Origin of the sequence: Streptomyces sp. NPDC087420, from assembly GCF_044744165.1 — a bacterium.
GTDB lineage: Bacteria > Actinomycetota > Actinomycetes > Streptomycetales > Streptomycetaceae > Streptomyces.
The window spans coordinates 87,430-114,019 of the sequence record NZ_JBIUXU010000004.1; the positions used below are offsets into that span (position 1 = coordinate 87,430).

18 protein-coding genes and 1 tRNA gene are annotated in these 26,590 nt (G+C 70.5%); 12 read left to right on the plus strand and 7 right to left on the minus strand.

Annotated features, from left to right (window positions below):
- Nucleotides 1-157: 157 nt before the first annotated feature.
- The gene (locus tag ACIO1C_RS09040; protein ID WP_327237103.1) at nucleotides 158-1,102 is read right to left on the minus strand and encodes a PAC2 family protein; all 945 of its coding nucleotides are present in this window, start codon (nucleotides 1,100-1,102) and stop codon (nucleotides 158-160) included.
- Between the two features lie 110 nt (nucleotides 1,103-1,212).
- The gene (locus ACIO1C_RS09045) at nucleotides 1,213-2,736 is read right to left on the minus strand and encodes a flavin monoamine oxidase family protein (RefSeq protein ID WP_401860978.1); all 1,524 of its coding nucleotides are present in this window, start codon (nucleotides 2,734-2,736) and stop codon (nucleotides 1,213-1,215) included.
- A 363-nt stretch (nucleotides 2,737-3,099) separates the two neighbouring features.
- Between ACIO1C_RS09045 and ACIO1C_RS09050 the strand changes: the two genes are divergently transcribed.
- A complete protein-coding gene (locus ACIO1C_RS09050; RefSeq protein ID WP_401860138.1) occupies nucleotides 3,100-4,074 on the plus strand; it encodes a sheath polysaccharide-degrading enzyme in 975 nt (324 codons plus the stop codon).
- A gap of 95 nt (nucleotides 4,075-4,169) precedes the next feature.
- On the opposite strand, the gene rpsA is transcribed toward ACIO1C_RS09050, so the two are convergent.
- Complete coding sequence (rpsA, locus tag ACIO1C_RS09055) at nucleotides 4,170-5,690, minus strand: 30S ribosomal protein S1 (RefSeq protein WP_401860141.1); 1,521 nt, start codon at nucleotides 5,688-5,690, stop codon at nucleotides 4,170-4,172.
- Between the two features lie 285 nt (nucleotides 5,691-5,975).
- Here rpsA and ACIO1C_RS09060 point away from each other — a divergent pair, with 285 nt between their 5' ends.
- Both ACIO1C_RS09060 and hrpB read left to right on the plus strand, forming a co-directional pair.
- Nucleotides 5,976-6,926, plus strand: a complete 951-nt coding sequence (locus tag ACIO1C_RS09060; protein ID WP_401860144.1) for a class I SAM-dependent methyltransferase — start codon at nucleotides 5,976-5,978, stop codon at nucleotides 6,924-6,926.
- 61 nt (nucleotides 6,927-6,987) lie between these two features.
- Nucleotides 6,988-9,543: an ATP-dependent helicase HrpB gene (gene hrpB, locus ACIO1C_RS09065; protein WP_401860147.1), complete on the plus strand. Its 2,556-nt coding sequence runs from the start codon at nucleotides 6,988-6,990 to the stop codon at nucleotides 9,541-9,543.
- Between the two features lie 69 nt (nucleotides 9,544-9,612).
- Here the strand turns inward: hrpB and ACIO1C_RS09070 are convergent, their stop codons facing one another.
- Both ACIO1C_RS09070 and polA read right to left on the minus strand, forming a co-directional pair.
- On the minus strand, nucleotides 9,613-11,394 hold the full coding sequence (locus ACIO1C_RS09070; RefSeq protein WP_401860148.1) for a lytic transglycosylase domain-containing protein: 1,782 nt from the start codon (nucleotides 11,392-11,394) through the stop codon (nucleotides 9,613-9,615).
- Between the two features lie 253 nt (nucleotides 11,395-11,647).
- A complete protein-coding gene (polA, locus tag ACIO1C_RS09075) occupies nucleotides 11,648-14,359 on the minus strand; it encodes a DNA polymerase I (RefSeq protein ID WP_401860149.1) in 2,712 nt (903 codons plus the stop codon).
- A 170-nt stretch (nucleotides 14,360-14,529) separates the two neighbouring features.
- Between polA and ACIO1C_RS09080 the strand changes: the two genes are divergently transcribed.
- The 8 genes from ACIO1C_RS09080 to ACIO1C_RS09115 all read left to right on the plus strand — a co-directional run bounded on the left by ACIO1C_RS09080 (nucleotide 14,530) and on the right by ACIO1C_RS09115 (nucleotide 24,158).
- The gene (locus ACIO1C_RS09080) at nucleotides 14,530-16,824 is read left to right on the plus strand and encodes an FdhF/YdeP family oxidoreductase (RefSeq protein ID WP_401860151.1); all 2,295 of its coding nucleotides are present in this window, start codon (nucleotides 14,530-14,532) and stop codon (nucleotides 16,822-16,824) included.
- 100 nt (nucleotides 16,825-16,924) lie between these two features.
- Nucleotides 16,925-17,401 (plus strand): PaaI family thioesterase, encoded by a 477-nt coding sequence (locus ACIO1C_RS09085; protein WP_401860153.1) that lies wholly within the window; start codon nucleotides 16,925-16,927, stop codon nucleotides 17,399-17,401.
- 33 nt (nucleotides 17,402-17,434) lie between these two features.
- Nucleotides 17,435-17,857: a hypothetical protein gene (locus ACIO1C_RS09090; RefSeq protein WP_401860156.1), complete on the plus strand. Its 423-nt coding sequence runs from the start codon at nucleotides 17,435-17,437 to the stop codon at nucleotides 17,855-17,857.
- A gap of 554 nt (nucleotides 17,858-18,411) precedes the next feature.
- Nucleotides 18,412-19,641, plus strand: coding sequence for a branched-chain amino acid ABC transporter substrate-binding protein (locus tag ACIO1C_RS09095; protein ID WP_401860159.1), 1,230 nt, complete (start codon nucleotides 18,412-18,414; stop codon nucleotides 19,639-19,641).
- A gap of 100 nt (nucleotides 19,642-19,741) precedes the next feature.
- Nucleotides 19,742-20,671 (plus strand): branched-chain amino acid ABC transporter permease, encoded by a 930-nt coding sequence (locus tag ACIO1C_RS09100; protein ID WP_401860161.1) that lies wholly within the window; start codon nucleotides 19,742-19,744, stop codon nucleotides 20,669-20,671.
- A gap of 5 nt (nucleotides 20,672-20,676) precedes the next feature.
- Entirely contained in the window at nucleotides 20,677-22,503 is a 1,827-nt protein-coding gene (locus ACIO1C_RS09105; RefSeq protein WP_401860164.1) for a branched-chain amino acid ABC transporter permease, read from the plus strand.
- A gap of 3 nt (nucleotides 22,504-22,506) precedes the next feature.
- On the plus strand, nucleotides 22,507-23,442 hold the full coding sequence (locus ACIO1C_RS09110; protein ID WP_401860167.1) for an ABC transporter ATP-binding protein: 936 nt from the start codon (nucleotides 22,507-22,509) through the stop codon (nucleotides 23,440-23,442).
- Nucleotides 23,442-24,158 (plus strand): ABC transporter ATP-binding protein, encoded by a 717-nt coding sequence (locus ACIO1C_RS09115; protein WP_167033793.1) that lies wholly within the window; start codon nucleotides 23,442-23,444, stop codon nucleotides 24,156-24,158. Before ACIO1C_RS09110 ends, ACIO1C_RS09115 begins: the two co-directional genes overlap by 1 nt.
- A 79-nt stretch (nucleotides 24,159-24,237) precedes the next feature.
- Here ACIO1C_RS09115 and ACIO1C_RS09120 read toward each other — a convergent pair whose 3' ends face one another.
- Nucleotides 24,238-24,894, minus strand: coding sequence for a response regulator (locus ACIO1C_RS09120; RefSeq protein ID WP_327237089.1), 657 nt, complete (start codon nucleotides 24,892-24,894; stop codon nucleotides 24,238-24,240).
- A 104-nt stretch (nucleotides 24,895-24,998) separates the two neighbouring features.
- On the opposite strand from ACIO1C_RS09120, the gene ACIO1C_RS09125 reads away from it, so the two are divergent.
- Nucleotides 24,999-25,082, plus strand: a tRNA-Leu gene (locus ACIO1C_RS09125).
- Nucleotides 25,083-25,149: 67 nt separating this feature from the next.
- Here ACIO1C_RS09125 and pyk read toward each other — a convergent pair.
- Entirely contained in the window at nucleotides 25,150-26,583 is a 1,434-nt protein-coding gene (gene pyk / locus ACIO1C_RS09130; protein ID WP_401860169.1) for a pyruvate kinase, read from the minus strand.
- Between the last annotated feature and the right edge of the window lie 7 nt (nucleotides 26,584-26,590).

Sequence of the window (26,590 nt, forward strand, 5' to 3'; positions counted from 1 at the left end):
GGCACGACTGGTCCAGACATTTAACAAGCCATTGTCACGGCCCTCATGGCCCGTAAGACCGCACCTCCCGGAACAGCGATGACCGCGGCGTCCGGACGGGTGGTCCGGGCGCCGCGGTCATCGCGGGAAGATCAGGTGCCGTACGGGCGGGGCGGCCTCAGGCGCCGCCGTCGCCCTCCCGCTCGGCGAGGAACTTCTCGAACTCACGGCCGATCTCGTCGGCCGACGGCAGCTCCGTCGGCTCCGCGACCAGGTTCCCCCGGCTCTCGGCGCCGGCGACCGCGTCGTACTGGTGCTCAAGACCCTGGACCATGGTCACCAGGTCCTCGTCACCCTCGCTGAGCTGGCGCTCGATCTCGGTCTGCGTGCGCTGTGCCTCGGTGCGCAGGGAGTGCGCGATGCTCGGCAGGACCAGTCCCGTCGCGGCCGTGATCGCCTCCAGCGCGGTCAGCGCCGCGTCCGGGTACGAGGACCGTGCCACGTAGTGCGGGACGTGCGCGGCCACCCCGAGGACGTCGTGCTCGGACTGCATCAGGCGGTATTCGAGCAGCGACTCCGCGCTGCCCGGCACCTGCGCCTCGTCGAAGGGGCTGCGGTGCCCCGGCATCAGGTCCGTGCGGTTGCCGTGCGGCGTGATGCCGACCGGCCTGGTGTGCGGGACGCCCATCGGGATGCCGTGGAAGTTCACCGAGAGCCGTACTCCCAGGCGTTCCACGATCTGGCGGACGGCCGCCGCGAACCGCTCCCACTCCACGTCCGGCTCGGGGCCCGACAGCAGCAGGAAGGGCGCTCCCGTGGCGTCCTGGACCAGGCGCACGTCGAGCGTCGGGGTCTCGTAACCGGCCCAGCGGTCCTTCTTGAACGTCAGCAACGGCCGGCGTGCGCGGTAGTCCACGAGCCGGTCGTGGTCGAAGCGGGCCACCACCTGGTGGGGCAGTGACTCCAGCAGGTTCTCGACGATCTGGTCGCCGGTCTCCCCCGCGTCGATGTAGCCGTCGAAGTGGTAGAGCATGACAAGGCCCGCCGACTCCTGTGCCAGCGCCATGTCGACGACGGCGAGGCCCTTGGGCTCCCATTCGTACAAACCCTGCGGATCAAGCACGATTACCGCTCCTCCTCGTGTTCGTAAGAAGAACGCACCGTGCGGCACGGGCATTCCCCGTGCCGCACGAAGATCCGTTACGAACGTCCGAGCGTCCGAACGTGGGAACGTCAGGCGAGGACCCGCGCGTGGAGCGTGCTCACCACCTTCCTGGCGGAGGTGAAGGCGCCGTGCTGCCAGGCGTCGGCGTACGAGAGGTAGTCGCCGGCGAAGTAGACGCGGCCCGCGGCGCGGTTGAGCGGGGCGAAGACCGGCGCGTCGGGACCGCCGGACATGCTGTGCCAGGCGCCCTCCAGGTGCGGGGTCTGCCGCCAGTGGTGGGAGAAGGAGGAGGCCAGCTCGGTGCGGTACTTCGCACCGTGGATCTTCTCGCCCTGGGCGACGGCCCGCTTCTCCCGCTCGGCGGGGGTCAGGTTTCCGTACGTGTCGGCGTTGGTGCCCGTGTTGTAGTAGCCGATGACCGTGCCGCGCGATCCGTGGAAGCCGTACGACGGGTACCAGATGTGGCTGAGGTCCATGTCCGTCTCGGTGATCCCGCCGTAGATCCGGTGGTCGCTCTCCCACCAGCGGCTGCGGTACTCCAGCGCGATCTTCCCGGCGGACGACGGCCGCACGGCCTCCAGCGCGGTCTGCACCGCGCTGCCCAGGTTGTGGGAGGTCTTCGCGAGGATGTGGGGCGGCAGGGCGGCGACGCAGTAGTCCGCGTCGATCGCGCGCGTCCGGCCGTTCTGTACGTACGTGACGCTCACGCCGTGCGCCTTGTCGGTGATCTTCTGGACGACGGCGCCGGTACGGATCCTGCCGTGGCCGATCGCCCGGGTGAGCGCCGCCGGTATCCGGTCCATGCCGCCGACCGGTTGGAACATCAGCATCGCCTGGTCGTAGCCGAACTCGAAGGAGAAGTACCGGCCCACTCCGCTGGAGAGCACCTCGGACACGGTGGGCACCTCACCCAGCTCCACTCCGGGGGTGCCGGCGGCGGCCGGGTCGATGCTGAAGCCGCGGTGTTCGCTTCCCGTGTAGGTGAGTTGATTGCCGATGTCGCCGAAGCTCTTGAGGAATTCGAGGAGCCGCTGCTGGTCGTCGGCGGTCAACTCGGCGTCCAGCGCGCCCCGTCCGGTGGCCTTGGCGAGCAACTCGGAGACGTAGCCGTACGTGTCGGCCTTGGCGGTGCGGTGGCGGACCGGGGCCGTCATGCCGGCCTTCTCGTTGTAGATGTACGCGCTGGCGTTGGAGTTGGTGAACACCTCGACGGGGACGCCCAGTTCACGGCAGTAGTCCATGGTGACCATCCACTGCGGGATCCGGGCGGGACCCGCGTTCATGTACTGCCCGTCCGAGAAGCGCGCCGTCTGGCGGTGGCCGAGGAGGTCCGTGGTCGAATCCCCGCCGCGTACGGTGAAGTTGCGGCCTCCCGTACGGTCCCTGGCCTCCAGGACCGTACAGTCGTAGCCCGCCTTGCCCAGTTCGTACGCCGTGGTGAGGCCGGCGATCCCGCCGCCGACGATCACGACCTTGGCCGCCGCCCGGCCCTTGAGGGTGAAGTCACCTGTTCTGGGCGCGCGGAAGACGGGCTCGCGGCCCGCGGCCTCGGCCGTGGGGGCGAGACCCAGGGCCCCCATGGTGGCGAGCATCGCCCCGGCTCCCCCGGTGACGCCTACCTGGCGCAGGAAATTCCGGCGGCTCGTGCCCGAAGTGCCGGTGCCCGTACCCGTACCCGTGCCCGAAGTGCCGGTGTTGCCCGAAGTGCGGTTGCCCGTGGTGGTGTTCGGCGTGTGACGCATGGCCAGTTACCCCTTCCGGTCAGGTGTGCGGGGATCTTGGCAATGGCGTGTTACGGCCCGACGGATGCTCGTGTATCCCACACGTTGCTCTCCGCTCACCGCCTCACCGGGGCCGCACCCCCAATCCCCCACTCCCTCTTGGCCATTGGTCCAGACCTTGGCATGCTCTAGGCGGCCGGAACGGATCCGGCCCCTGACCGGGAAGGCACCCCCATGCGCGCCCGAACGCTCCTCCCCGCCCTGCTGGCCCCCCTCCTCGCCACCGGCGGTACGGCCCTGCTCGCCACGCCCGCCGACGCGGCGGCCTCCGCCACCGTCATCCAGGTAAGCACCGCCGCCCAGCTCAAGACGGCCCTCACCACCGTGGCCCCGGGCGACACGATCAAGCTCGCCGACGGCACCTACAAGGGCAACTTCAAGGCGACCGTGGCCGGCACCTCCGGGGCCAGGATCACCCTCGTCGGCTCACCCGCCGCCGTCCTCACCACCACCACCGGCGGCGGCTACGCCCTGCACCTCAACGGCGCCGCCTACTGGACCGTCCAGGGCGTCACGGTCACCAACGCGCAGAAGGGCATCGTGGCGGACGCGGCGAACGGCGTCGTGATCGACTCCGTGACCGTGCACAACCTGACCATGGAGGGCGTCCACTTCCGGACGTCCAGCAGCAACGGCATCCTCAGGAACTCACGGATCTACGACACCGGCAACGACGGCCGGGGCATGGGCGAGGGCGTGTACGTCGGCTCGGCGGGCGACCTGAGCGACCGCAGCGACAACGCGCAGATCCTGAACAACACCATCGGGCCCGACGTCGGCGGCGAGAACATCGACATCAAGGAAGGCACCACCGGCGCGCGCGTCATCGGCAACACCTTCGACGGCAACGGCCTCACCAACGCCAACTTCGACGACTCCTGGGTCGACGTGAAGGGCAACAACACGCTGGTCGAGGGCAACACCGGCCGCAACACCCGGAACAACGGCTACGAGACCCACACCCAGCAGACGGGCTGGGGCTGCGGCACGGTCTTCCGCTCCAACCGGTCCGACCTGACGGGGGCGACCGGCACCGGCAAGATCGCCGTCAACGTCACCAACAACAGCGCGTCCTGCCGTACGACGGTCTACAGCTCCAACACCGTGACCGGCGGCAACGGCCTGACGAACATCGCCGTCACCCCCTAGGTCTTTCAAGCCCGTCCCGGACACGCGGAAGGCCCGCTCCCCCGAAGGGGAACGGGCCTTCCGTCCGGCTGTTCAGCCACCTGCCGACCGGAGCGTCAGCTCTGGCCGCCGGCCAGCTTCTCGCGGAGCGCGGCAAGCGCCTCGTCCGACGCCAGGGCGCCGGAGTTGTCGTCCGACTCCGAGGAGTACGAACCGCCGCCACCGCCGCCGCCCGAGGCGGCCGGAGTGCTGCCACCACCGGCGGGCGCGGCAGCACCCTCGGCGGCAGCGGCCTCGTCGGCCTCGCGGGACTTGATGACCTGCGCCTGGTGCTGCTCGAAGCGGAGCTGCGCCTCGGCGTACTGGCCTTCCCACGCCTCACGCTGGGTCTCGAAGCCCTCGAGCCAGTCGTTCGTCTCGGGGTCGAAGCCCTCGGGGTAGATGTAATTCCCCTGGTCGTCGTAGGACGCGGCCATGCCGTAGAGCGTCGGGTCGAACTCGACCGAGGCCGGGTCGCTACCGAAGGACTCGTTGGCCTGCTTCAGCGAGAGGCTGATGCGGCGGCGCTCCAGGTCGATGTCGATGACCTTGACGAAGATCTCGTCGTTGACCTGGACGACCTGCTCCGGGATCTCCACGTGGCGCTCGGCCAGCTCGGAGATGTGGACCAGACCCTCGATGCCCTCGTCGACACGGACGAACGCGCCGAACGGGACGAGCTTGGTGACCTTGCCGGGGACGACCTGGCCGATCTGGTGCGTCCGGGCGAACTGCTGCCACGGGTCTTCCTGCGTCGCCTTGAGCGACAGGGAGACACGCTCGCGGTCCATGTCCACGTCGAGAACCTCGACGGTGACCTCCTGGCCGACCTCGACCACCTCGGAGGGGTGGTCGATGTGCTTCCAGGACAGCTCGGAGACGTGCACGAGACCGTCGACGCCGCCGAGATCCACGAACGCACCGAAGTTGACGATCGAGGAGACGACGCCGGAGCGGACCTGGCCCTTCTGCAGGGTCGTGAGGAAGGTCTGGCGGACCTCGCTCTGCGTCTGCTCCAGCCAGGCACGGCGGGACAGGACCACGTTGTTGCGGTTCTTGTCCAGCTCGATGATCTTGGCTTCGAGCTCCTTGCCCACGTAGGGCTGGAGGTCGCGGACGCGGCGCATCTCGACGAGGGAAGCCGGCAGGAAGCCACGGAGGCCGATGTCGAGGATGAGACCACCCTTGACCACCTCGATGACGGTGCCGGTGACGATCCCGTCCTCTTCCTTGATCTTCTCGATCGTGCCCCAGGCGCGCTCGTACTGGGCGCGCTTCTTCGAGAGGATCAGGCGGCCTTCCTTGTCCTCCTTCTGGAGAACAAGGGCTTCGATCTCGTCGCCGACCTTGACGACCTCATTGGGGTCGACGTCGTGCTTGATCGAAAGCTCGCGGGACGGGATGACGCCTTCGGTCTTGTAACCGATGTCGAGCAGGACCTCGTCCCGGTCGACCTTCACGATGACGCCGTCGACGATGTCGCCGTCGTTGAAGTACTTGATCGTCTCGTCGATCGCGGCGAGGAAGGCCTCGGCGTTACCGATGTCATTGACCGCAACCTGCGGAGTGGTGGCGGTGGTCTCGGTGCTGCTCGTCATGTGGGTTAGGGCTCCGGTGCGGACAGTGAGTCGTAGGTACTGCTACGCCGGGAGCCCGTATCGCATCTGCCGAAGCCGGACAGCCAAGGAAGCGCCGATCCCACACCACGGGATAAGCGCCTCGACGACCGAGGGGACATGCAACTGACGCGAGCGCGGCTGCTACGTCTGAGGCGCGCAAGCCCGCAGCGCAACCTTTAGCATACGGGGGCAGCCGAGCACGGTCAATGCGCGAAGGCGCACACCCGGGGCGGAACGGCCCATACCCGGCACATCCAGCGTTCGATGAGGCCACCACGGCCCCACGACGACTCTTCGCAGCCTACGACGACGGACACGATGATCCAAGAGTACGAACCCGAATCCGCAGCCGGTCCCGCCGACGGCCCCGTGACCGGCTCCGACAGCGAGCCCGGTACAGAACCCGACACCGAGCCCGAAGCCACCCGCCGCGAGAGCGGCACGGCGGAGAGCAGCCGGGCCAATCGCGGCTGGTGGGACAGGAACGCGGACGAGTACCAGACCGAGCACGGCACCTTCCTCGGCGACGACCGTTTTGTCTGGTGCCCCGAGGGCCTGGACGAGGTGGAGGCCGAGCTGCTGGGCCCGCAGGAGTCGCTGCGCGGCCTGGACGTCCTGGAGATCGGGGCGGGCGCGGCGCAGTGCTCGCGCTGGCTCGCGGCCCAGGGCGCCCGCCCGGTGGCGCTCGACCTCTCCCACCGCCAGCTCCAGCACGCCCTGCGGATCGCGCAGGACCGCCCGTCCGGCTTCCCGCTGGTGCAGGCCGACGCCGGGCAGCTGCCCTTCCGGGACGGCTCGTTCGACCTGGCCTGTTCCGCCTACGGCGCGATCCCCTTCGTCGCGGACCCGGTGGGGGTCTTCCGCGAGGTGCGGCGGGTGCTGCGGCCCGGCGGGCGCTGGGTCTTCTCGGTGACGCACCCGGTCCGCTGGGCGTTCCCCGACGAGCCGGGGCCCGAGGGCCTGTCCGTGGCGTCCTCGTACTTCGACCGCACTCCGTACGTGGAGCAGGACGAGGAGGGGCGCGCGGTCTACGTGGAGCACCACAGGACGGTCGGCGACCGGGTGCGGGACGTGGTGGCCGGCGGGTTCCGGCTGGTCGACGTCGTGGAGCCGGAGTGGCCGGCCTGGAACAGCCAGGTGTGGGGCGGCTGGTCCCCGCTGCGCGGCAAGCTGATCCCGGGCACGGCGATCTTCGTCTGCGTACGGGAGGACTGACCGGCCCCGTAACAGGAGGACCCACCGGCCGCCGGGCCCGCTGCCGTACGAGACTGGGCGCATGATCCGCCACGACAGTCTCCGCGCCCTGCCCGTCCGTACCGCCCTGCCCGCGCTGGAGCGGGCCCTCTTCGGGCGCGCCGGGGACAGCGCGGACGACGGGCACGGCTGCGCGGTGCTGTGCGCCCCGCCCGGGACCGGCAAGACGACGCTGGTGCCGCTGGTGCTGGCCGGGCTCCTCGGCGCGGGGGACGGAGGCGAGGCAGGCGGCGCGCACGTACGGCGGGTCGTCGTCGCCGAGCCCCGGCGGATCGCGGCGCGCGCGGCGGCCCGGCGGATGGCCTGGCTGCTCGGCGAGAAGACCGGCGAGCGGGTCGGCTTCACCGTGCGCGGCGAGCGGGTCGTCGGCCGCGACACGGTGGTGGAGGTGGTGACCACCGGGGTGCTGCTCCAGCGGCTCCAGCGGGACCAGGAGCTGGCCGGCGTCGATGTGGTGATCCTCGACGAGTGCCACGAGCGGCATCTGGACGCGGACACCGTGGCCGCCTTCCTGTTGGACGTACGGGCGGCCCTGCGGCCGGAGTTGCGGCTGGTGGCGGCCTCGGCGACGACGGACGCGGCGGGCTGGGCGCGGCTGCTGGGCGACGCGCCGGTCGTGGAGGCCCAGGGGGTCTCGTACCCGGTGGAGGTGGTCTGGGCGCCGCCGCTGCGGCCCGTACGGCCGCCGCACGGGATGCGCGTCGATCCCGTCCTGCTCACGCATGTGGCGTCGGTGGTGCGGCGGGCGCTGGCCGAGCGGGAGGGCGACGTGCTCTGTTTCCTGCCGGGGGTCGGCGAGATCGGCCGGGTGGCGGGGCAGTTGGGCGACGTGGGGGCCGAGGTGCTCCAGGTGCACGGGCGGGCGCCGGCCGCCGTGCAGGACGCGGTCCTGGCCGGGTCCGCCGGGTCGGGGCGGCGGGTCGTCCTCGCGACGGCCGTGGCGGAGTCGAGCCTGACCGTGCCGGGGGTACGGGTCGTGGTGGACGCGGGCCTGGCGCGTGAGCCCCGCACCGACCACGCGCGCGGGCTCGGCGCGCTGACGACCGTACGGGTGTCGCAGGCGGGCGCCCGGCAGCGGGCGGGCCGGGCGGGGCGCGAGGCGCCGGGGGCCGTCTACCGCTGCTGGACGGAGGCCGAGGACGTACGGCTGGCCCGTTTCCCCTCCCCCGAGATCAAGGTCGCGGACCTGGCGGCGTTCGCGCTCCAGGCGGCGTGCTGGGGCGATCCGGACGCGACTGGTCTCGCGCTGCTCGACGCGCCGCCCGCCGGCGCGCTCGCGGCGGCCCGTGCCGTGCTGGCCGCCGTCGGCGCGGTGGACGGCTCCTCGGGCCGGGCCACCGAGCGCGGGGTACGGATGTCGCGGATCGGCCTGCATCCCCGGCTGGCGCGGGCGCTCCTGGACGGCGCCTCGCGGGTCGGCACGCGCCGGGCGGCGGAGGTGGTGGCGCTGCTGAGCGAGGAGCCGCCGCGCGCGTACGGGGACGATCTGGCGGCGGCCTGGCGGGCGGCGCGCGGCAACAGCGACGCGTACGGCGCCCGTTGGCGGCAGGAGGCGCGGCGGCTGGCCTCCGCGGCGGGCAAGGAGTCGGCGGGGCGGGAGGCCGGCGCCTCGGACGACACCGTGGCCGGGCTGGTGGCGGCGCTGGCGTTTCCGGAGCGGGTGGCGCGGGCGCGCGGCGCGGGGGCGTACCTCATGGTGTCCGGTACGGGCGGGGAGTTGGGCGACGGGTCGGCGCTGCGCAGTGCCGGCTGGCTGGCGGTGGCGGTCGCGGACCGGCCGGCCACGGCGGTGGCCGCGCGGGTCCGGCTGGCGGCGGTGATCGACGAGTCGACGGCGCGGGACGCCGCCGGGCATCTGCGCTCCGAGGGCGAGGAGGTCCACTGGGAGGACGGTGACGTGGTGGCCCGGCGGGTGGAACGGCTGGGGGCGGTGGAGCTGTCCGTACGGCCCCTGAAGAAGCCGGACGGCTCGCTGGTGCGGGCGGCCCTGCTGGACGGGCTGCGGCGTGAGGGGCTCGGTCTGCTGCGCTGGACGCGTGACACGGAGGGGCTGCGGGAGCGTCTCGGCTTCCTCCACCGGGAGGTGGGCGGCGGGTGGCCCGACGTGTCGGACGCGGCGCTGCTGGAGCGGGCGGACGAGTGGCTGGAGCCCGAACTGTCGCGTGCCCGGCGCCGGTCGGACCTGGCGCGGCTCGACGCGGGACAGGCGCTGCGGCGGCTGCTCCCCTGGTCGACGGGGGAGGCGTCGCGGCTGGACGAGCTGGCGCCGGAGCGGATCGAGGTGCCGAGCGGGTCGCGGGTACGGGTGGAGTACGGCGGGCCGCAGCCCGTCCTGGCCGTGAAGCTCCAGGAGTTGTTCGGTCTGCGGGAGACACCCGAGGTGGCGGGGGTGCCGGTGCTGGTGCATCTGCTGTCGCCCGCGGGCCGTCCGGCGGCGGTGACGGCGGATCTGGCGTCGTTCTGGCGGGAGGGCTACCGGGCCGTGCGGGCGGAGTTGCGGGGGCGTTATCCCCGCCACCCGTGGCCCGAGGACCCGTCCACGGCGGTCGCGACGCGGCGGTTGAACAACCGGCGGTAAGTGGTTCGTACGCGGCCGCCCCCGGGTCCGGAGGGACACGGGGGCGGCTGTGTGGCGTGGGCCCCGCGGTCAGCCCGCCGGGGTGGAGGGCGACGAGGACGGGGTCCCGGAGGGCTCGCCCGACGGCGTGCCCGGTTCGGTGGACGGCGGGTCCGTGGGCGGCGCGGCGGTGACCTTGACGGTGATGTCCAGGGTCACCCCGTTCTCCGTACGGAGGCGCAGCACGAACGTTCCGGCGTCGGTGTCCGCGAAGAACTCCGGGAGCTGGAGGACACCGTCGGCACCGGTGGTGAGGCCGGTCAGCGTCCGGAGCTTGCCGCCGTCGGCCGCCTTGAAGTACGGGCCGCCGGCCGGGGCCGTGGGGTCGTCGGCGGAGGTGATCACCGAGGCGGTGACACCGGTTCCGGGGACGGCGGTGCCCTTGGACGTGGACTTGATCTGGACCGGGTCGGCGAACTTGGTGCCCGCGACGGCCGTCAGGTCCTTGTCGTCGGTCCTGGCCAGAGCGTCGGCCGGGCGGGCCGTGACGGTGGTGGTCCAGGTGACGCCGGGGACCAGGCCCGAGGACGGGGTGGCGCGCACCACGAACGTACCGGCCTTCTCACCGGCCTTGAGCTGCGGCGCGATCGCCATGCCGTCCGTGCCGGTGACCACGGTGACGGTCGTGGCGTCGGGGGCGAACCGGGCGTCCGTGTCGCCGGCGATCGTGAAGGTGATCTCGACCTTGGCGACGGGCTTGCCCGCCTTGTCCTCGGCCCGGACCGCGGCCCGCCCGGGGAACAGGCTCCCGGCGACGGTGGTGAACGTGCCCGTGCCGGCCTTCTCCACATGGCTGACGACGGGCGGCTTCGACGCCGGCGGCTTGGTCGGGGGCGTCGTCGGCGGCTTGGTCGGCGGGGTGGTGGGAGGCTTGGTGGGAGGTGTGCTCGGCGGGCTGGTGGGCGGCGGGGTCCCCGGGGACGTCGGCGGCGGCGTGCCCGGCGTCGAGGGCGGCGGAGTGACCGGCGTCGTCGGGACCGTACCGGTCGGGTTCTCGGTGGCGGGCAGTACGCCGGTGCCGTCCGGGACCTCGTGCGTGCCCTTGCGGTAGTACTCCAGCCACGACCGGACCGTGTTCAGGTACTCCTGCGAGTGGTTGTAGCTGAGGATCGCCTTGTCCAGGTCGGCGTCGACCGTGAGGTCGCGGCCGGCCGCGCAGAGGTAGTGGCCGGCCGCGAGGGCCGCGTCGTAGATGTTGTTGGGGTCCTTGCGGCCGTCCCCGTTGCCGTCCTGGCCCGAGGTCGCCCAGGTGGAGGGGATGAACTGCATGGGACCGACGGCCCGGTCGTGCGTCGAGTCGCCGTCGTACGCGCCGTTGTCCGTGTCGGAGATGTTGGCGAAGCCGACACCGTTGAGGACGGGCCCGAGGATCGGGGCGGTCGTGGTGCCGTCGGCGTCGACCGCGCCGCCGCGCGCCTGGCCGGACTCGACCTTGCCGATCGCGGCGAGCAGTTGCCAGGGCAGCCGGCAGCCGGGCTTGGTCTCCGCGAGGGCCTGCTCCGCCTTCTTGTAGGCGTCGAGGACCGTGGCGGGTATCCCCGCTTCCACGGCTCCCTTGGCCGCCGGCAGGTCTATGGACACCAGCGGCTTGTCCGGCGGGTTCAGCGGCGGAAGGTCCGTGTAGTACGGGGAGTTGCCGGTCGCGGGCGTGCCGGCCGGCGTGGTGGCGTCGGCGGCCTGCGTACCACCGCCGCCGGGGAGTCCGAGGACGGCGCCCGGCGCCTGGGAGGCGGAGAGCGCCGCGATGGCCACGGCGGCCACGGCGGTGGTGGTGGCTCCTCTGCGCAGTCGGCTGCCGAATGGCACTGCCATACGTCTGGTCCCTCCCCGGTGAAAGACAAGTGCGCGCTCCCCGCGCCTGGGCACCGGCGACCCTACGTCAACTCCCTGTGCGACAACACCGGTCGCGACCGGTTTTCACCAGTTCGCCACCTGAGGGTCGCCCGGGGGACAGCGCCTCACCCGGGCCGGTGCCCCACCCGGGTGAGCTGCGCCGTTCGCACGCCACAGGGGTCCGCGCACGGGATCAACGCGCCGGATCAACGCGCCGGACGAGGACGCCCGATCAGTGCGCCGCCGACTCCCAGTCGGTGCCGACGCCCACGGAGACGTCCAGCGGTGCGCGCAGGTCGACGGCGGCCGGCATCTCGCGGCGCAGGATCGCCTCGACCTCCTCGCGCTCGCCGGGAGCGATCTCCAGGACGATTTCGTCGTGGACCTGGAGGAGCATGCGGGACGTGAGGCGGGCCTCGCGGACGGCCCGGTCCACGTTCAGCATGGCGACCTTGACGATGTCGGCCGCGGTGCCCTGGATGGGGGCGTTGAGCGCCATCCGCTCGGCGGTCTCGCGGCGCTGGCGGTTGTCGCTGTTGAGGTCGGGCAGATACCGGCGGCGGCCGAGCATCGTCTCCGTGTAGCCCGTGGCCCTGGCCTCCACGACCGCGCGCTGGAGGTAGTCCCGTACACCGCCGAACCTCTCGAAGAAGGTCTCCATCAGCCCGCGGGCCTCGGCGGCCTCGATGTTCAGCTGCGCGGAGAGGCCGAACGCGGAGAGGCCGTACGCCAGTCCGTACGACATGGCCTTGATCTTGCGGCGCATCTCGGGGTCGACGGCGGCCCGCTCCACCGCGAACACCTGGGAGGCGACGGTGGTGTGCAGGTCCTCCCCGGAGGTGAAGGCCTCGATCAGGCCCGCGTCCTCGGAGAGGTGGGCCATCACGCGCAGTTCGATCTGGCTGTAGTCGGCCGTCATCAGCGATTCGTACCCCTCGCCGACGACGAAGCCGCGGCGGATCGCCCGGCCCTCGTCCGTGCGCACGGGCACGTTCTGGAGGTTGGGGTCGGTGGACGAGAGCCGGCCGGTGGCGGCGACGGTCTGGCTGAACGTGGTGTGGATGCGGCCGTCGGCGCCGATCGTCTTGACCAGGCCCTCGACGGTGACCCGCAGCTTCGCCTGCTCGCGGTGGCGCAGCATGATGACGGGCAGTTCGTGCTCGGTCCGCGCGGCGAGCCAGGCGAGCGCGTCGGCGTCGGTGGTGAAACCGGTCTTGGTCTTCTTGGTCCTGGGCAGGCCCAGCTCGCCGAAGAGGACTTCCTGGAGCTGCTTGGGTGAGCCGAGGTTGAACTCGTGGCCGACGGCGGCGTGCGCCTCCTTCACGGCCTGCTGGACGGCGCCCGCGAACTGCTGCTCCATGGCTTCCAGGTGCGCCCGGTCGGCGGCGATGCCGTGGCGCTCCATCCGGGCCAGCAGGGCGGAGGTGGGCAGCTCCACCCCGTACAGCAGGTCGGTGGCGCCGACCTCGGCGAGCCGCTCGGTGAACGCGTCGCCCAGGTCGAGGACCGCGCGGGCCTGGGTCATCAGCGCGTCGGCCTCGGCCTCGTCGTCGGCGCCGAAGGCGAGCTGGCCGTCGGCGGAGGCGGCGGGGGCCAGCTCCCGGCCGAGGTATTCGATGGCGAGGGTGTCCAGGGCGAAGGAGCGACGGCCGGGCTTGACGAGGTAGGCGGCGAGCGCGGTGTCCATCGTGACGCCGCCGACCCGCCAGCCGTGCTCGGGGGCGACCCGCATGACGCTCTTCGCGTTGTGCATGACCTTGGGCCGCTCGTCGTCGGCGAGCCAGGCGGCGAAGGCCTGTTCGTCGGCCTCGTCCAGCTGGGTCGTGTCGAACCAGGCGGCGGGGCCGCCCGCGGCGGCCAGCGCGACCTCGGTGATGCTGCCTGCGCCCAGGGCCCAGGTGTCGACCGTGGCGATGCCGAGCGGCCCGGTGCCGTGCTCGGCGAGCCACGGGGTCAGCTGCCCGGAGCCGAGGACGGTGCCGTCCAGCTCGACGCCGGCGGCGGGCGCCGGGGGCTCGTCCTCGACGGCGCCCGGGTCCACGGCCAGCAGCCGCTCGCGGAGGCTGGGGTTGCGGATCTCCAGGACCTCCAGCACCGAGATCAGGGCCGTACGGTCGTAGGGCTGCCGCTCCAGCTCCTGGGGCGTCTTGGGCAGCTCCACGGTGCATGTCAGCTCCGTGAGCCTGCGGTTGAGCTTGACCGACTCCAGGTGGTCGCGGAAGTTCTGCCCCGCCTTGCCCTTGACCTCCTCGGCGCGCGCGATCAGCTCGTCGAACGACCCGAACTCCCTGATCCACTTGGCGGCGGTCTTCTCCCCCACGCCCGGGATGCCGGGGAGGTTGTCGGACGGGTCGCCGCGCAGGGCGGCGAAGTCCGGGTACTGCCGGGGGGAGAGGCCGTACTTCTCCTCGACCTTCTCCGGGGTGAAGCGGGTCAGCTCGGAGACGCCCTTGGTGGGGTAGAGCACGGTGGTGTGCTCGGTGATCAGCTGGAAGGAGTCCCGGTCGCCGGTGACGATGAGCACTTCGAAGCCGGCCGCCTCGGCCTGGGTGGCGAGGGTCGCGATGACGTCGTCGGCCTCGAACCCGTCGATCGCGAACCGGTCCGCGTGCATCGCGTCCAGCAGCTCGCCGATCAGTTCGACCTGTCCCTTGAACTCGTCAGGGGTCTTCGAGCGGTTCGCCTTGTACTCGGGGAACTCCTCCGAGCGCCACGTCTTGCGGGACACGTCGAAGGCGACCGCGAAGTGGGTGGGCGCCTCGTCACGCAGGGTGTTCGCCAGCATCGACGCGAAGCCGTAGATGGCGTTGGTCGGCTGGCCGGTCGCGGTCGTGAAATTCTCCGCGGGCAGCGCGAAGAACGCCCGGTACGCCAGGGAGTGCCCGTCCATGAGGAGCAGGCGAGGACGGTTGTCTGGGGTCTTCTTCGACGCTGTCTCAGCCACGTACCCGATCCTGCCACGCCCCACTGACAATCCCGACCGGTGATCGTGGCGGTGATGGGCTTCACTGGGGGGTGGTCTATACCCGTCAGGCAGCCCTGTGCAAAACTTGAATACTGTACACAGTCGACAGTAGCCAATTTGTGTGTAATACGCAGCTCTAGGAGAGCACGATGGCCAGCAAGCCGCCCGCAGGTGATCCGGTCCAGGACGCGCCGCAGGTCGCGGCACCCAAGCACGCCGCCGCGGGACTGCCCGCCGTCGCGCACTCCCTGATCATCGCGCGACAGCAGATGGGGGTGCGCCGCAGCGCGCGGACCCTGCTCAAGCTCAACCAGAAGAACGGCTTCGACTGCCCCGGCTGCGCCTGGCCCGAGGGGGACCACCGGCACAAGGCCGAGTTCTGCGAGAACGGCGCGAAGGCCGTCGCCGAGGAGGCGACCGTACGCCGGGTGACCCCGGACTTCTTCGACGACCACTCGGTGGCGGACCTCGCCGGGCGCAGCGGCTACTGGCTCGGCCAGCAGGGCCGTATCACCCAGCCGATGTACCTGCCGGAAGGCGCCGACCACTACCAGGCCGTCCCCTGGGAGCGGGCCTTCCAGATCATCGGCGAGGAACTGAAAGCCCTGGAGTCGCCCGACGAGGCGTGCTTCTACACCTCGGGCCGCACCAGCAACGAGGCCGCGTTCCTTCTCCAGCTCTTCGCGCGCGAGTTCGGCACGAACAACCTGCCCGACTGCTCCAACATGTGCCACGAGTCGTCCGGTTCGGCCCTCGCGGAGACCATAGGCATCGGCAAGGGCAGCGTGTCCCTGGAGGACATGCACAAGGCCGACCTGATCATCGTCGCCGGCCAGAACCCGGGCACCAACCACCCGCGCATGCTCTCCGCACTGGAGAAGGCCAAGTCCGCGGGCGCGAAGATCATCTCGATCAACCCGCTGCCCGAGGCGGGACTCGAGCGCTTCAAGAACCCCCAGACGCCGCTCGGCATGGTCAAGGGCGCCTCCCTCACCGACCTGTTCCTCCAGATCCGCATCGGCGGCGACCAGGCCCTGTTCCGCCTGCTCAACAAGATCGTCCTGGAGACGCCCGGCGCCGTGGACGAGTCCTTCGTCGCCGAATTCACGCATGGGTACGAGGAGTTCGCCGCGGCAGCGCGCGAGGCCGACTGGGACCAGACGCTCACCGCGACCGGTCTGGACCGCGCCGACATCGAGAAGGCCGGCGAGATGGTCCTCGCCTCGAAGCGCACCATCATCTGCTGGGCCATGGGCCTCACCCAGCACAAGCACTCCGTGCCGACCATCCGCGAGGTCGTCAACCTCCTGCTGCTGCGCGGCAACATCGGCCGCCCCGGCGCCGGCGTCTGCCCCGTGCGCGGCCACTCCAACGTGCAGGGCGACCGCACGATGGGCATCTTCGAGCGGCCCTCCGACGCCTTCCTGGACGCCCTGGACCTGGAGTTCAGCATCACCTCGCCCCGGCACCACGGCTACGACGTGGTGCGGTCCATAGAGGCGCTGCGCGACGGCGACGCGAAGGTCTTCTTCGCGATGGGCGGCAACTTCGTCGGCGCGACCCCGGACACCCTCGTGACCGAGGCCGCCATGCGCAACGCGCGCCTCACCGTGCACGTCTCCACCAAGCTCAACCGCTCGCACGTCGTCACCGGCGTCCGCGCGCTGATCCTGCCCACCCTGGGCCGTACCGACAAGGACTTCCAGGCGGGGGTGCGCCAGATCGTGACCGTGGAGGACTCCATGGGCATGGTGCACGCCTCCCGGGGCAACCTCGAACCGGCCAGCCCCCACCTGCTCTCCGAGCCCGCCATCGTCGTACGGATGGCACGCGCCGTCCTCGGCCCCGCCTCCCTCATCCCCTGGGAGGACTTCGAGAAGGACTACGCGAACATCCGCGACCGGATCGCCCGCGTCATCCCCGGGTTCGAGAACTTCAACGAGCGGGTCGCGAACCCCAACGGCTTCGAGCTGCCCCACGCGCCGCGCGACGAGCGGAAGTTCCACACGGACACCGGCAAGGCCAACTTCACCGCCGCGCCCGTCGAGTACCCGAAGCTCCCCGAGGGCCGGCTGCTGCTCCAGACCATGCGCTCGCACGACCAGTACAACACCACCATCTACGGCCTCGACGACCGCTACCGGGGCATCAAGAACGGCCGGCGGATCGTCATGGTCAACCCGGACGACGCGGCCGAACTCGGCCTGCCCGACGGCTCGTACACCGATCTCGTCAGCGAGTGGAAGGACGGCGTGGAGCGCCGCGCCACGGCCTTCCGGATCGTCCACTACCCGACCGCCCGGGGCTGCGCCGCCGCGTACTACCCCGAGACCAACGTGCTGGTGCCGCTCGACGCGACGGCCGACATCAGCAACACCCCCACGAGCAAGTCCGTCATCGTCCGCTTCGAGCCGGCCGAACGCCCGGTGGTGGCGGCCGAGTAGCGGCGGAGCGACCCAGGCAACACGGGGCCCGGCTAAGCGATCGCTCAGCCATCTGATAGGACGGTGCACACACCGCCGTCGACGATCGGAGCCGGGCCCCATGGGCGAGCAGCCCCCGACACAGTCCCCCGTGCAGTTCCCCCAGGAGATCATCGACGAGTACGCCGCCCTCGGCGTCGACCTCGCCGCGGTCTTCTCGGCCGGACACCTCGGCACCCGTATGGGGGTGGAGATCGTCGAGGCGTCACCCGAACGTGTCGTCGGCACCATGCCGGTGGAGGGCAACACCCAGCCGTACGGGCTCCTGCACGGCGGCGCGTCCGCCGTGCTCGCCGAGACCCTCGGCTCCATCGGCTCGATGCTGCACGGCGGCAGCCGCAAGGTCGCCGTCGGCGTCGACCTCAACTGCACCCACCACCGAGGGGTGCGCGACGGTCTGGTCACCGGGGTCGCGACCCCGGTCCACCGCGGCCGCACGACCGCCACCTACGAGATCGTCATCACCGACGCCCAGGACAGACGCGTCTGCTCCGCCCGCCTCACCTGCCTGCTGCGGGACGCCCCGGGCGGGGCCTGACCCACGGCGGCCCCGACGCAGTAGCGTGCCCGCATGAGGCCATCACCGCGCCGGTACGGGGTGCCGCTCGGGCCCGCACTGCCGTACACGCTCACGCTCGCGGCCGTCCTCACCGGCTGCGCGGACGACCGGGGCGACGCGGACGGGCGCCCCACCGCCCCCGCGGCCTCCCGGCCCGCCCCGCGGACCACCGCGGCCGGGGACCTCTGCGCCCGGCTCGTGACGCACTGGGCGCGGGTGGTCCTCGACGGCGGCGCCCAGGCCGGCCTGGACTACCAGGCGATGGGCCTGTCCGGCGGCCAGTACGACATCCTGCGCGCCGTGGTCGACGCGGCGCGCGCCGAGGAGAAGGCCCACGGCCCGGCGGCGGCCGGGAGGCTGATCGTCCAGCAGGCGGACCGCCGTTGCGCCGACCGCCACCGCGACGGCGGCCCGACCGGCGGGCCCTGGCAGTGAGCGGACCAGCCGGCCCCCGGAAGGCCTCCGGATCACCACCGATCCCAGCGCCCCCTTCCGTACCACCTCCGAAAAGCCACGAACGGTGCGCGTCACGATTCATGAGTCGGAATGCGGAAAAGTGGCACGGAATGCCGGACTCCATTTCCTCGGCGTAACACTCCGTAATACGAGCGCAATACAGGAGCAGAGCTACATTCCGGCTGCGCGATACAGCCACGACCTGGCAGAAGTTCGTGGCACCGCGTGCCCCGGCCGTTCACCGGACATCCGGCGATGTCAGGACTCAAACCCCCGGACAGTCCTGCACGTTCTCAGCATGTGGACCAGACGAACCGCCCCGAATTCCCCCGATCCACCCCTGAAGTTCCGCTATCCATGACGCGCTGGCATAACAAGAGCGTCACATCATTGCCCAGAGCACTCCACCCGCCCCAATACCCCGCTTATAGTCACCGCCAGTCACCGCGCCGCCGGATTACCTTCAGTTCGGTTCCCGCGCTCGACTCGGTACGTTCCAGGGGGGACGGCCGTGCCAGGTGAAAGGACTGATCGTGCGTCAACGTTCGCTCATAGCCATGACGGCTACGCTCACTGTGGGGGCGCTCGCGCTCACCGCCTGTGGCTCGCGTGACAAGGGGGGCTCCGACACCGAGGAGAGCGGCACCACGGTCGTCATCGGCGTCGACGCGCCGCTGACCGGTGACCTCTCCTCGCTGGGTCTCGGCATCAAGAACTCCGTCGACCTCGCGGCCAAGCAGGCCAACACGAAGAAGTACGTCGACGGCATCACCTTCAAGGTGGAGGCCCTCGACGACCAGGCGCAGCCGTCCTCCGGACAGCAGAACGCCACCAAGTTCGTCGCCGACAAGACCGTCCTCGGTGTGGTCGGCCCGCTGAACTCCTCGGTCGCCGAGTCCATGCAGAAGGTCTTCGACGACGCGAAGCTCGCCGAGGTCTCGCCCGCCAACACCAACCCGGCCCTGACCCAGGGCACGGACTGGAACGGCGGCACGAAGGCGCGCCCGTACAAGTCGTACTTCCGCACCGCGACCACGGACGCCATCCAGGGCCCGTTCGCCGCGCAGTACCTCTTCAACGACGCGAAGAAGAAGAAGGTCTTCGTCATCGACGACAAGAAGACCTACGGCGCCGGTCTGGCCGCCACCTTCACCGCCGAGTTCAAGAAGCTCGGTGGCACGGTCGCCGGTACCGAGCACATCAACCCGGACACCAAGGACTTCGGCGCCGTCGTCACCAAGGTGAAGAGCTCCGGCGCGGACGTGGTCTACTACGGCGGCGAGTTCCCGCAGGCCGGACCGCTCAGCAAGCAGATCAAGAAGTCCGGTGCCAAGATCCCGCTCGTCGGCGGTGACGGCATCTACAGCGCCGACTTCATCAAGCTCTCCGGCAAGGAGGGCGAGGGCGACCTCGCCACCTCGGTCGGCGCGCCGGTCGAGACACTTCCCTCGGCCAAGGAGTTCGTCGCCAACTACGAGGCGGCCGGCTACAAGGACGCCTACGAGGCGTACGGCGGCTACTCCTACGACTCCGGCTGGGCCATCATCGAGGCGGTCAAGAAGGTCGTCGACGCCAACGACGGCAAGCTTCCCGACGATGCCCGCGCCAAGGTCGTCGAGGCCCTCCAGACGGTCTCCTTCGACGGTGTGACCGGCAAGGTCTCCTTCGACGAATTCGGTGACGCGACCAACAAGCAGCTCACCGTCTACGAGTACAAGGGCGACGCCTGGGTCCCGGTCAAGTCCGGCACCTACGCGGGCTGACCTTTCCCCACCCGCACCACTTCCCCAGCCGCGCGGGGCGCTGCGAAGAACAGCGCCCCGCGCGGTTGTCACATCCGTCGAAAGACTCGGAGGACCTGCGGTGCACGAACTGCCGCAACAGCTGGTCAACGGCCTGCTACTGGGATCCATGTACGGGCTCGTCGCCATCGGCTACACGATGGTTTATGGCATTGTCCAGCTCATCAACTTCGCCCATGGCGAGATCTTCATGACCGGCGGCTTCGGAGCCCTGACGGTCTGGCTCATTCTCCCCACCGGCACGACCATGTGGATCGCCCTCCCGCTCATGATCATCGGGGCGATCGTCATCGCCACCACGATCGCGGTCGGGGCAGAACGATTCGCCTACCGGCCACTGCGCACCGCACCCCGTCTCGCCCCGCTCATCACCGCCATCGGCCTCTCCCTCGCGCTCCAGCAGGCGGTCTGGGCCTGGTACCCGGAGGCGAAGTCGTCCCGCACGTTCCCCGAGATCTCCGGCGGTCCCTTCCACCTGGGCAGCGTCACCATCCAGACCGGTGACATCTTCCTGCTGGTCGCCGCTCCGATCTGCATGGGCATCCTGGCCTACTTCGTGGCCAAGACCCGTACCGGCCGCGGCATGCAGGCGACCGCGCAGGACCCGGACACGGCCAAGCTCATGGGCATCAACACCGACCGCATCATCGTGGTCGCGTTCGCCCTCGGTGCCGCCTTCGCCGCCGTCGGGGCCGTCGCGTACGGCCTCAAGTACGGCGAGATCAACTTCCGCATGGGCTTCATCCTCGGCCTCAAGGCCTTCACGGCCGCGGTCCTCGGCGGAATCGGCAACATCTACGGCGCCATGCTGGGTGGTCTCGCCCTCGGCATCGCCGAAACCATGGCCACGGCCTACATCAGCGACATCCCCGGCATGCAGCAGCTCGGCGGCCAGTCCTGGGCCGACGTGTGGGCCTTCGTACTTCTCATCGTCGTGCTCCTCGTCAGGCCACAGGGCCTCCTCGGCGAGCGCGTCGCGGACAGGGCGTGACACCGATGACGACACAGACCACCACAGCGGAAACCCCGCGGACGCCGGAGCCCGACGCGCCGTCCGGCCTCATCGGCCTCCCGGCCAACCTGGCCCGGGCCCTCGCGACCGGCGGCGGCGCCCTCACCATTGTCTCCGCCTTCCTCTCCTGGACCTGGACCTCCGCCTTCCCCGGTGACCTCACCGTCTACGGGTACCCGGGCGGACTCCAGTGGCTCGTCCTCGTCGCGGGCGTGCTGACCACCCTCTTCGGCCTCGCCTCCTACGGAGTCAAGGGGCTCGGGTGGCTCGTTCCGGCCGGCGCCGACAGCTCCCTCAAGCTCTCGGCACTCGCCGCCTTCGGCACCGCCTGGTACACCGTGCTGGCGATCAGCTACCAGCTCGGCGGCCTCGCCAACCTCGAACCGGGCGGCTTCGTCGCGGCCCTCGCGACCCTCGTCGCCGTCGTCGGCGCCCTCTCCCTGCCGTTCGAGCGCCCCGCGCCCGACCCGGTGGACCCGGACGACGACGAGTGGGAGAAGTTCAAGCACCAGGCGGTCGCGTCCGCCAACACCTGGAAGGCGGCCTTCGCCACCGGCCCGTCGGCATCCGCCCGCAAGCTGCCCTCCTACGTGGAGATCCTGATCATCGTCGCGGCACTCGCCGTCGGCCTGTTCGTCTTCACGTACGGCATCGGTACCGAGTACGACGAACTGTTCATCGGGTTCCTCATCACGGCGGGCTTCGGTTTCGCGGCTCTCGCCAAGTCCGGCCTCATGGCCCGTATCTCGGTCATCACCTCACGGCACCGCAACGTCACCATGGCCGGTGCGTTCGCCGCCGCGGCCGCCTTCCCGTTCACCCAGGCCGACGACCAGTACGCCACCATCGGCGTCTACATCCTCATCTTCGCCACCGTCGCCCTGGGCCTGAACATCGTCGTCGGACTCGCCGGCCTCCTCGACCTCGGTTACGTCGCCTTCCTCGGCGTCGGCGCGTACGCCGCGGCCATGGTCTCCGGATCCCCGTCGTCCCCCTTCGACCTCCACCTCCCCTTCTTCGGGGCGGTGCTCGTCGGCGCGGCCGCGTCCATGGTGTTCGGCGTCCTCATCGGCGCCCCCACCCTGCGCCTGCGCGGTGACTACCTCGCCATCGTCACCCTCGGCTTCGGAGAGATCTTCCGTATCACCGTCAACAACCTCGACGGCATCTCAGGACCCGACGTCACCAACGGGTCCAACGGCATCTCCTCGATCCCGAACCTCAAGATGTTCGGCTTCGACTTCGGCCTCCCGCACGACGTCTTCGGCGTCACCATCGGGCGCTTCGCGAACTACTTCTTCCTGATGCTGCTGATCACGTTCGTCGTGGTCATCGTCTTCCGCCGCAGCGGAGACTCCCGCATCGGCCGTGCCTGGGTCGCCATCCGCGAGGACGAGACCGCGGCGCTCGCCATGGGCATCAACGGCTTCCGGGTCAAGCTCATCGCGTTCGCCCTCGGCGCCACGCTCGCCGGCCTCGCCGGCACCGTCCAGGCACACGTCACCTACACCGTGACACCCGAGCAGTACCAGTTCGCCCACGTCGTCCCGCCGAACTCCGCCTTCCTGCTCGCCGCCGTCGTCCTCGGCGGCATGGGGACCATCAGCGGACCCCTCGTCGGCGCGGCACTGCTCTACCTGATCCCCGCCAAGCTCCAGTTCCTCGGCAACTACCAGCTCCTCGCCTTCGGACTCGCGCTCGTCCTGCTGATGCGCTTCCGTCCCGAAGGCCTCATCCCCAACCGGCGCCGCCAGCTCGAATTCCACGAAGCGGCCGAAGCGCCCGCAGTCCTCAGCAAGACAGGGGCCTGATCCATGACCACCGACACCACGACGAAGGACACCGCCCCGGCCACCGCGCCCGGCGACGTGGTCCTCGACGCCCGCGGCGTCACCATGCGATTCGGCGGCCTCACCGCCGTACGCTCCGTCGACCTCACCGTCAACAAGGGTGAGATCGTCGGACTCATCGGCCCCAACGGCGCCGGCAAGACCACCTTCTTCAACTGCCTCACCGGCCTCTACATCCCCACCGAGGGGGAGGTCCGCTACAAGGGCACGGTCCTGCCGTCCAAATCCTTCAAGGTGACCGCGGCCGGCGTCGCCCGTACGTTCCAGAACATCCGCCTCTTCGGCAACATGACCGTCCTGGAGAACGTGCTCGTCGGCCGCCACACCCGTACGAAGGAAGGCCTCTGGTCCGCGCTCCTGCGCGGCCCCGGCTTCCACCGGGCCGAAGCCGCCTCCAAGGCACGCGCGATGGAACTCCTGGAGTTCATCGGCCTGGAGGCCAAGGCCGAACACCTCGCCCGCAACCTGCCCTACGGCGAACAGCGCAAGCTGGAGATCGCCCGGGCCCTCGCGAGCGAACCCGGCCTGCTGCTCCTCGACGAGCCCACGGCCGGCATGAACCCGCAGGAGACCCGGACCACCGAGGAACTCGTCTTCGCCATCCGGGACATGGGCATCGCCGTCCTCGTCATCGAGCACGACATGCGCTTCATCTTCAACCTGTGCGACCGCGTCGCCGTCCTCGTCCAGGGCGAGAAGCTCGTCGAGGGCGACAGCGAGACCGTGCAGGGCGACGAGCGGGTCATCGCCGCCTACCTCGGGGAGCCCTTCGAAGGCGCCCCGGGCGACGAGGAGGCGGCGGAGGTGGCGGCCGCCGAGGCCGGAGCGGCCGGAGCGGCCGGAACCGGATCCGCCGACCACGCCGGCACCACCGGCGACGCCAGCAAGGAGAACGACTGATGGCCGCACTTCTCGAAGTCGAGGACCTGCGCGTCGCCTACGGCAAGATCGAGGCCGTCAAGGGCATCTCGTTCAGCGTCGAGGCCGGCGAGGTCGTCACCCTCATCGGCACCAACGGCGCCGGCAAGACGACGACCCTGCGCACCCTCTCCGGGCTGCTCAAGCCCGTCGGCGGGCAGATCAGGTTCAACGGCAAGTCACTGAAGAAGGTGCCGGCGCACCAGATCGTCGCCCTCGGACTCGCGCACTCCCCCGAGGGCCGGCACATCTTCCCCCGCATGTCGATCGAGGACAACCTGCGCCTCGGGGCGTTCCTGCGGGACGACCGGGCCGGCATCGCCAAGGACATCCAGCGCGCCTACGACCTCTTCCCCATCCTGGGCGAGCGGCGGAAGCAGGCGGCGGGCACGCTGTCCGGCGGTGAGCAGCAGATGCTCGCGATGGGGCGCGCGCTGATGTCCCAGCCGAAGCTGCTGATGCTGGACGAGCCCTCCATGGGGCTCTCCCCCATCATGATGCAGAAGATCATGGCGACGATCGTCGAGCTGAAGGCCCAGGGCACGACGATCCTGCTGGTCGAGCAGAACGCGCAGGCCGCGCTCTCGCTCGCCGACCAGGGGCACGTGATGGAGATCGGCAAGGTCGTGCTGTCCGGCACGGGACGTGACCTGCTGCACGACGAGTCGGTGCGGAAGGCGTACCTGGGCGAGGACTGAGCGCCCGTACGGATACGGAGGAGGGCCCGGCGCCGATGTACAGGCGCCGGGCCCTCCTCCGTGTCCCACTCCCCCGGGGCTACTCCCCCTTGGTCTTCGCGGCCTTCTTCTCCTCGGCGTCCAGGATGACGGCCTCGGCGACCTGCTGCATCGACAGCCGCCGGTCCATCGACGTCTTCTGGATCCACCGGAAGGCGGCGGGCTCGGTCAGCCCGTACTGCGTCTGCAAGACGCTCTTGGCGCGGTCCACGAGCTTGCGGGTCTCCAGCCGCTGGGTGAGGTCCGCGACCTCCGCCTCCAGCGAGCGCAGCTCGGTGAAGCGCGACACGGCCATCTCGATGGCCGGCACGACATCGCTCTTGCTGAACGGTTTCACCAGGTACGCCATGGCCCCGGCGTCCCGCGCCCGCTCGACCAGGTCGCGCTGGGAGAAGGCGGTGAGCATCAGGACGGGGGCGATGGACTCCTCCGCGATCTTCTCGGCGGCGGAGATCCCGTCCAGGACGGGCATCTTCACGTCCAGGATCACCAGATCGGGCCGGTGCTCCCGGGCCAGCTCGACGGCCGTCTGCCCGTCCCCGGCCTCACCGACGACCGAGTACCCCTCTTCTTCGAGCATCTCCTTGAGGTCGAGCCGGATCAGGGCCTCGTCCTCGGCGATGACGACACGCGTCGTCAGCGGCGGGACGTGCGACTTGTCGTCATCGTCGGGCTGGGGCGACTCGGGGGTGGTCACGGGGGCTCCTCGTTGCGGGGCAGGGCGCTGCTGCTCCTGATGAGCCTACCTAGCAGCGGCGGGATCCGGTGAACCGGTACACTTCCTGCCAGCTCCCCTTGCTTGCCCGGTTGGAGGAACTGGTCAGACTCGCGGCACTCAAAATGCCGTGCCCTTTGGGCATGTGGGTTCGAATCCCACACCGGGTACCGCTCCACAGAAGTGGATGTTCACGTTCTCGTGAACATCCACTTTTTTGCACCCACTGCCGCACTCCTACTTAGGGCTGTCGTCCTCGCCCACGTGGTGGACCCGGACCAGGTTGGTCGCGCCCGGCATGCCGGGGGGTGAGCCGGCTGTGATGACCACCAGGTCGCCCTTCTGGCAGCGGCCCACGCGGAGCAGGTGTTCGTCCACCTGGGCGACCATTTCGTCCGTCGTGTCGACCTCCGGGGCCAGGTACGCCTCCACGCCCCACGTGAAGGTCAGCTGGGCCTGGGTCGCCGGGACCGGGGTGAAGGCCAGGAGGGGGATCGGGGAGCGGTAGCGGGAGAGGCGTTTGACCGTGTCGCCCGACTCGGTGAAGGCGATGAGGAACTTCGCGCCCAGGAAGTCGCCCAGTTCCGCCGCCGCGCGGGCCACCGCGCCGCCCTGGGTGCGGGGCTTCGTGTGGGCGGGGATGTCGGCCAGGCCCCTCGACAGGAGGTCCTCCTCCGCCGCCTCCACGATGCGGGACATCGTCTTGACCGTCTCGACGGGATACGCGCCCACGCTCGTCTCGCCGGACAGCATCACCGCGTCCGTGCCGTCGATCACCGCGTTGGCGACGTCCGAGGCCTCCGCCCGCGTGGGCCGGGAGTTCTCGATCATCGATTCGAGCATCTGGGTCGCGACGATGACGGGCTTGGCGTTGCGCTTCGCCAGGGTGATCGCGCGTTTCTGGACGAGCGGGACCTGTTCCAGGGGCATCTCGACGCCCAGGTCACCGCGGGCGACCATGATCCCGTCGAACGCGGCGACGATGCCGGCGATCTCCTCGACGGCCTGGGGCTTCTCGATCTTGGCGATGACGGGGAGCCGGCGGCCCTCCTCGTCCATGATGCGGCGCACCTCGGTGACGTCCTGGCCGCTGCGTACGAACGAGAGCGCGATCATGTCCGCACCCGTGCGCAGGGCCCACCGCAGGTCGTCCGCGTCCTTGCCGGAGAGCGCGGGGACGGAGACGGCGACGCCGGGGAGGTTGATGCCCTTGTGGTCGGAGATCACGCCTCCCTCGATGACGAGGGTGTGGACGCGGGGCCCTTCCACGGAGGTCACTTCGAGGGTCACCTTGCCGTCGTCCACGAGGACGCGGTCCCCGGAGTCGACGTCCGCGGCCAGTCCGTCGTACGTGGTGCCGCAGAGGTGCCGGTCTCCCTCCACGGGGTCCGTGGTGAGGGTGAACTCGTCACCGCGTTCCAGCAGTACGGGTCCGTCACGGAACACGCCCAGCCGGATCTTCGGGCCCTGGAGGTCGGCGAGGACACCGATGCTGCGGCCGGTCTCGTCCCCGGCTTTCCGTACGTGCCGGAGGCGCTCCTCGTGGTCGGCGTACGTCCCGTGGCTGAGGTTGAGGCGCGCGACGTCCATCCCGGCCTCGACCAGGGCTTTGACCTGGTCGTACGTGTCCGTGGCGGGTCCCAGTGTGCAGACGATTTTCGCTCGGCGCATAGTTCGA

What these genes read in the sequence shown, in the direction of transcription:
- ACIO1C_RS09045 (WP_401860978.1), bottom strand. Translation starts at nt 2,736, where the DNA reads ATGCTCGCCACCATGGGGGCCCTGGGTCTCGCCCCCACGGCCGAGGCC.
- ACIO1C_RS09050 (WP_401860138.1), top strand. Translation starts at nt 3,100, where the DNA reads ATGCGCGCCCGAACGCTCCTCCCCGCCCTGCTGGCCCCCCTCCTCGCC.
- rpsA (WP_401860141.1), bottom strand. Translation starts at nt 5,690, where the DNA reads ATGACGAGCAGCACCGAGACCACCGCCACCACTCCGCAGGTTGCGGTC.
- ACIO1C_RS09060 (WP_401860144.1), top strand. Translation starts at nt 5,976, where the DNA reads ATGAGGCCACCACGGCCCCACGACGACTCTTCGCAGCCTACGACGACG.
- hrpB (WP_401860147.1), top strand. Translation starts at nt 6,988, where the DNA reads ATGATCCGCCACGACAGTCTCCGCGCCCTGCCCGTCCGTACCGCCCTG.
- ACIO1C_RS09070 (WP_401860148.1), bottom strand. Translation starts at nt 11,394, where the DNA reads ATGGCAGTGCCATTCGGCAGCCGACTGCGCAGAGGAGCCACCACCACC.
- ACIO1C_RS09080 (WP_401860151.1), top strand. Translation starts at nt 14,530, where the DNA reads ATGGCCAGCAAGCCGCCCGCAGGTGATCCGGTCCAGGACGCGCCGCAG.
- ACIO1C_RS09085 (WP_401860153.1), top strand. Translation starts at nt 16,925, where the DNA reads ATGGGCGAGCAGCCCCCGACACAGTCCCCCGTGCAGTTCCCCCAGGAG.
- ACIO1C_RS09090 (WP_401860156.1), top strand. Translation starts at nt 17,435, where the DNA reads ATGAGGCCATCACCGCGCCGGTACGGGGTGCCGCTCGGGCCCGCACTG.
- ACIO1C_RS09105 (WP_401860164.1), top strand. Translation starts at nt 20,677, where the DNA reads ATGACGACACAGACCACCACAGCGGAAACCCCGCGGACGCCGGAGCCC.
- ACIO1C_RS09110 (WP_401860167.1), top strand. Translation starts at nt 22,507, where the DNA reads ATGACCACCGACACCACGACGAAGGACACCGCCCCGGCCACCGCGCCC.
- ACIO1C_RS09115 (WP_167033793.1), top strand. Translation starts at nt 23,442, where the DNA reads ATGGCCGCACTTCTCGAAGTCGAGGACCTGCGCGTCGCCTACGGCAAG.
- pyk (WP_401860169.1), bottom strand. Translation starts at nt 26,583, where the DNA reads ATGCGCCGAGCGAAAATCGTCTGCACACTGGGACCCGCCACGGACACG.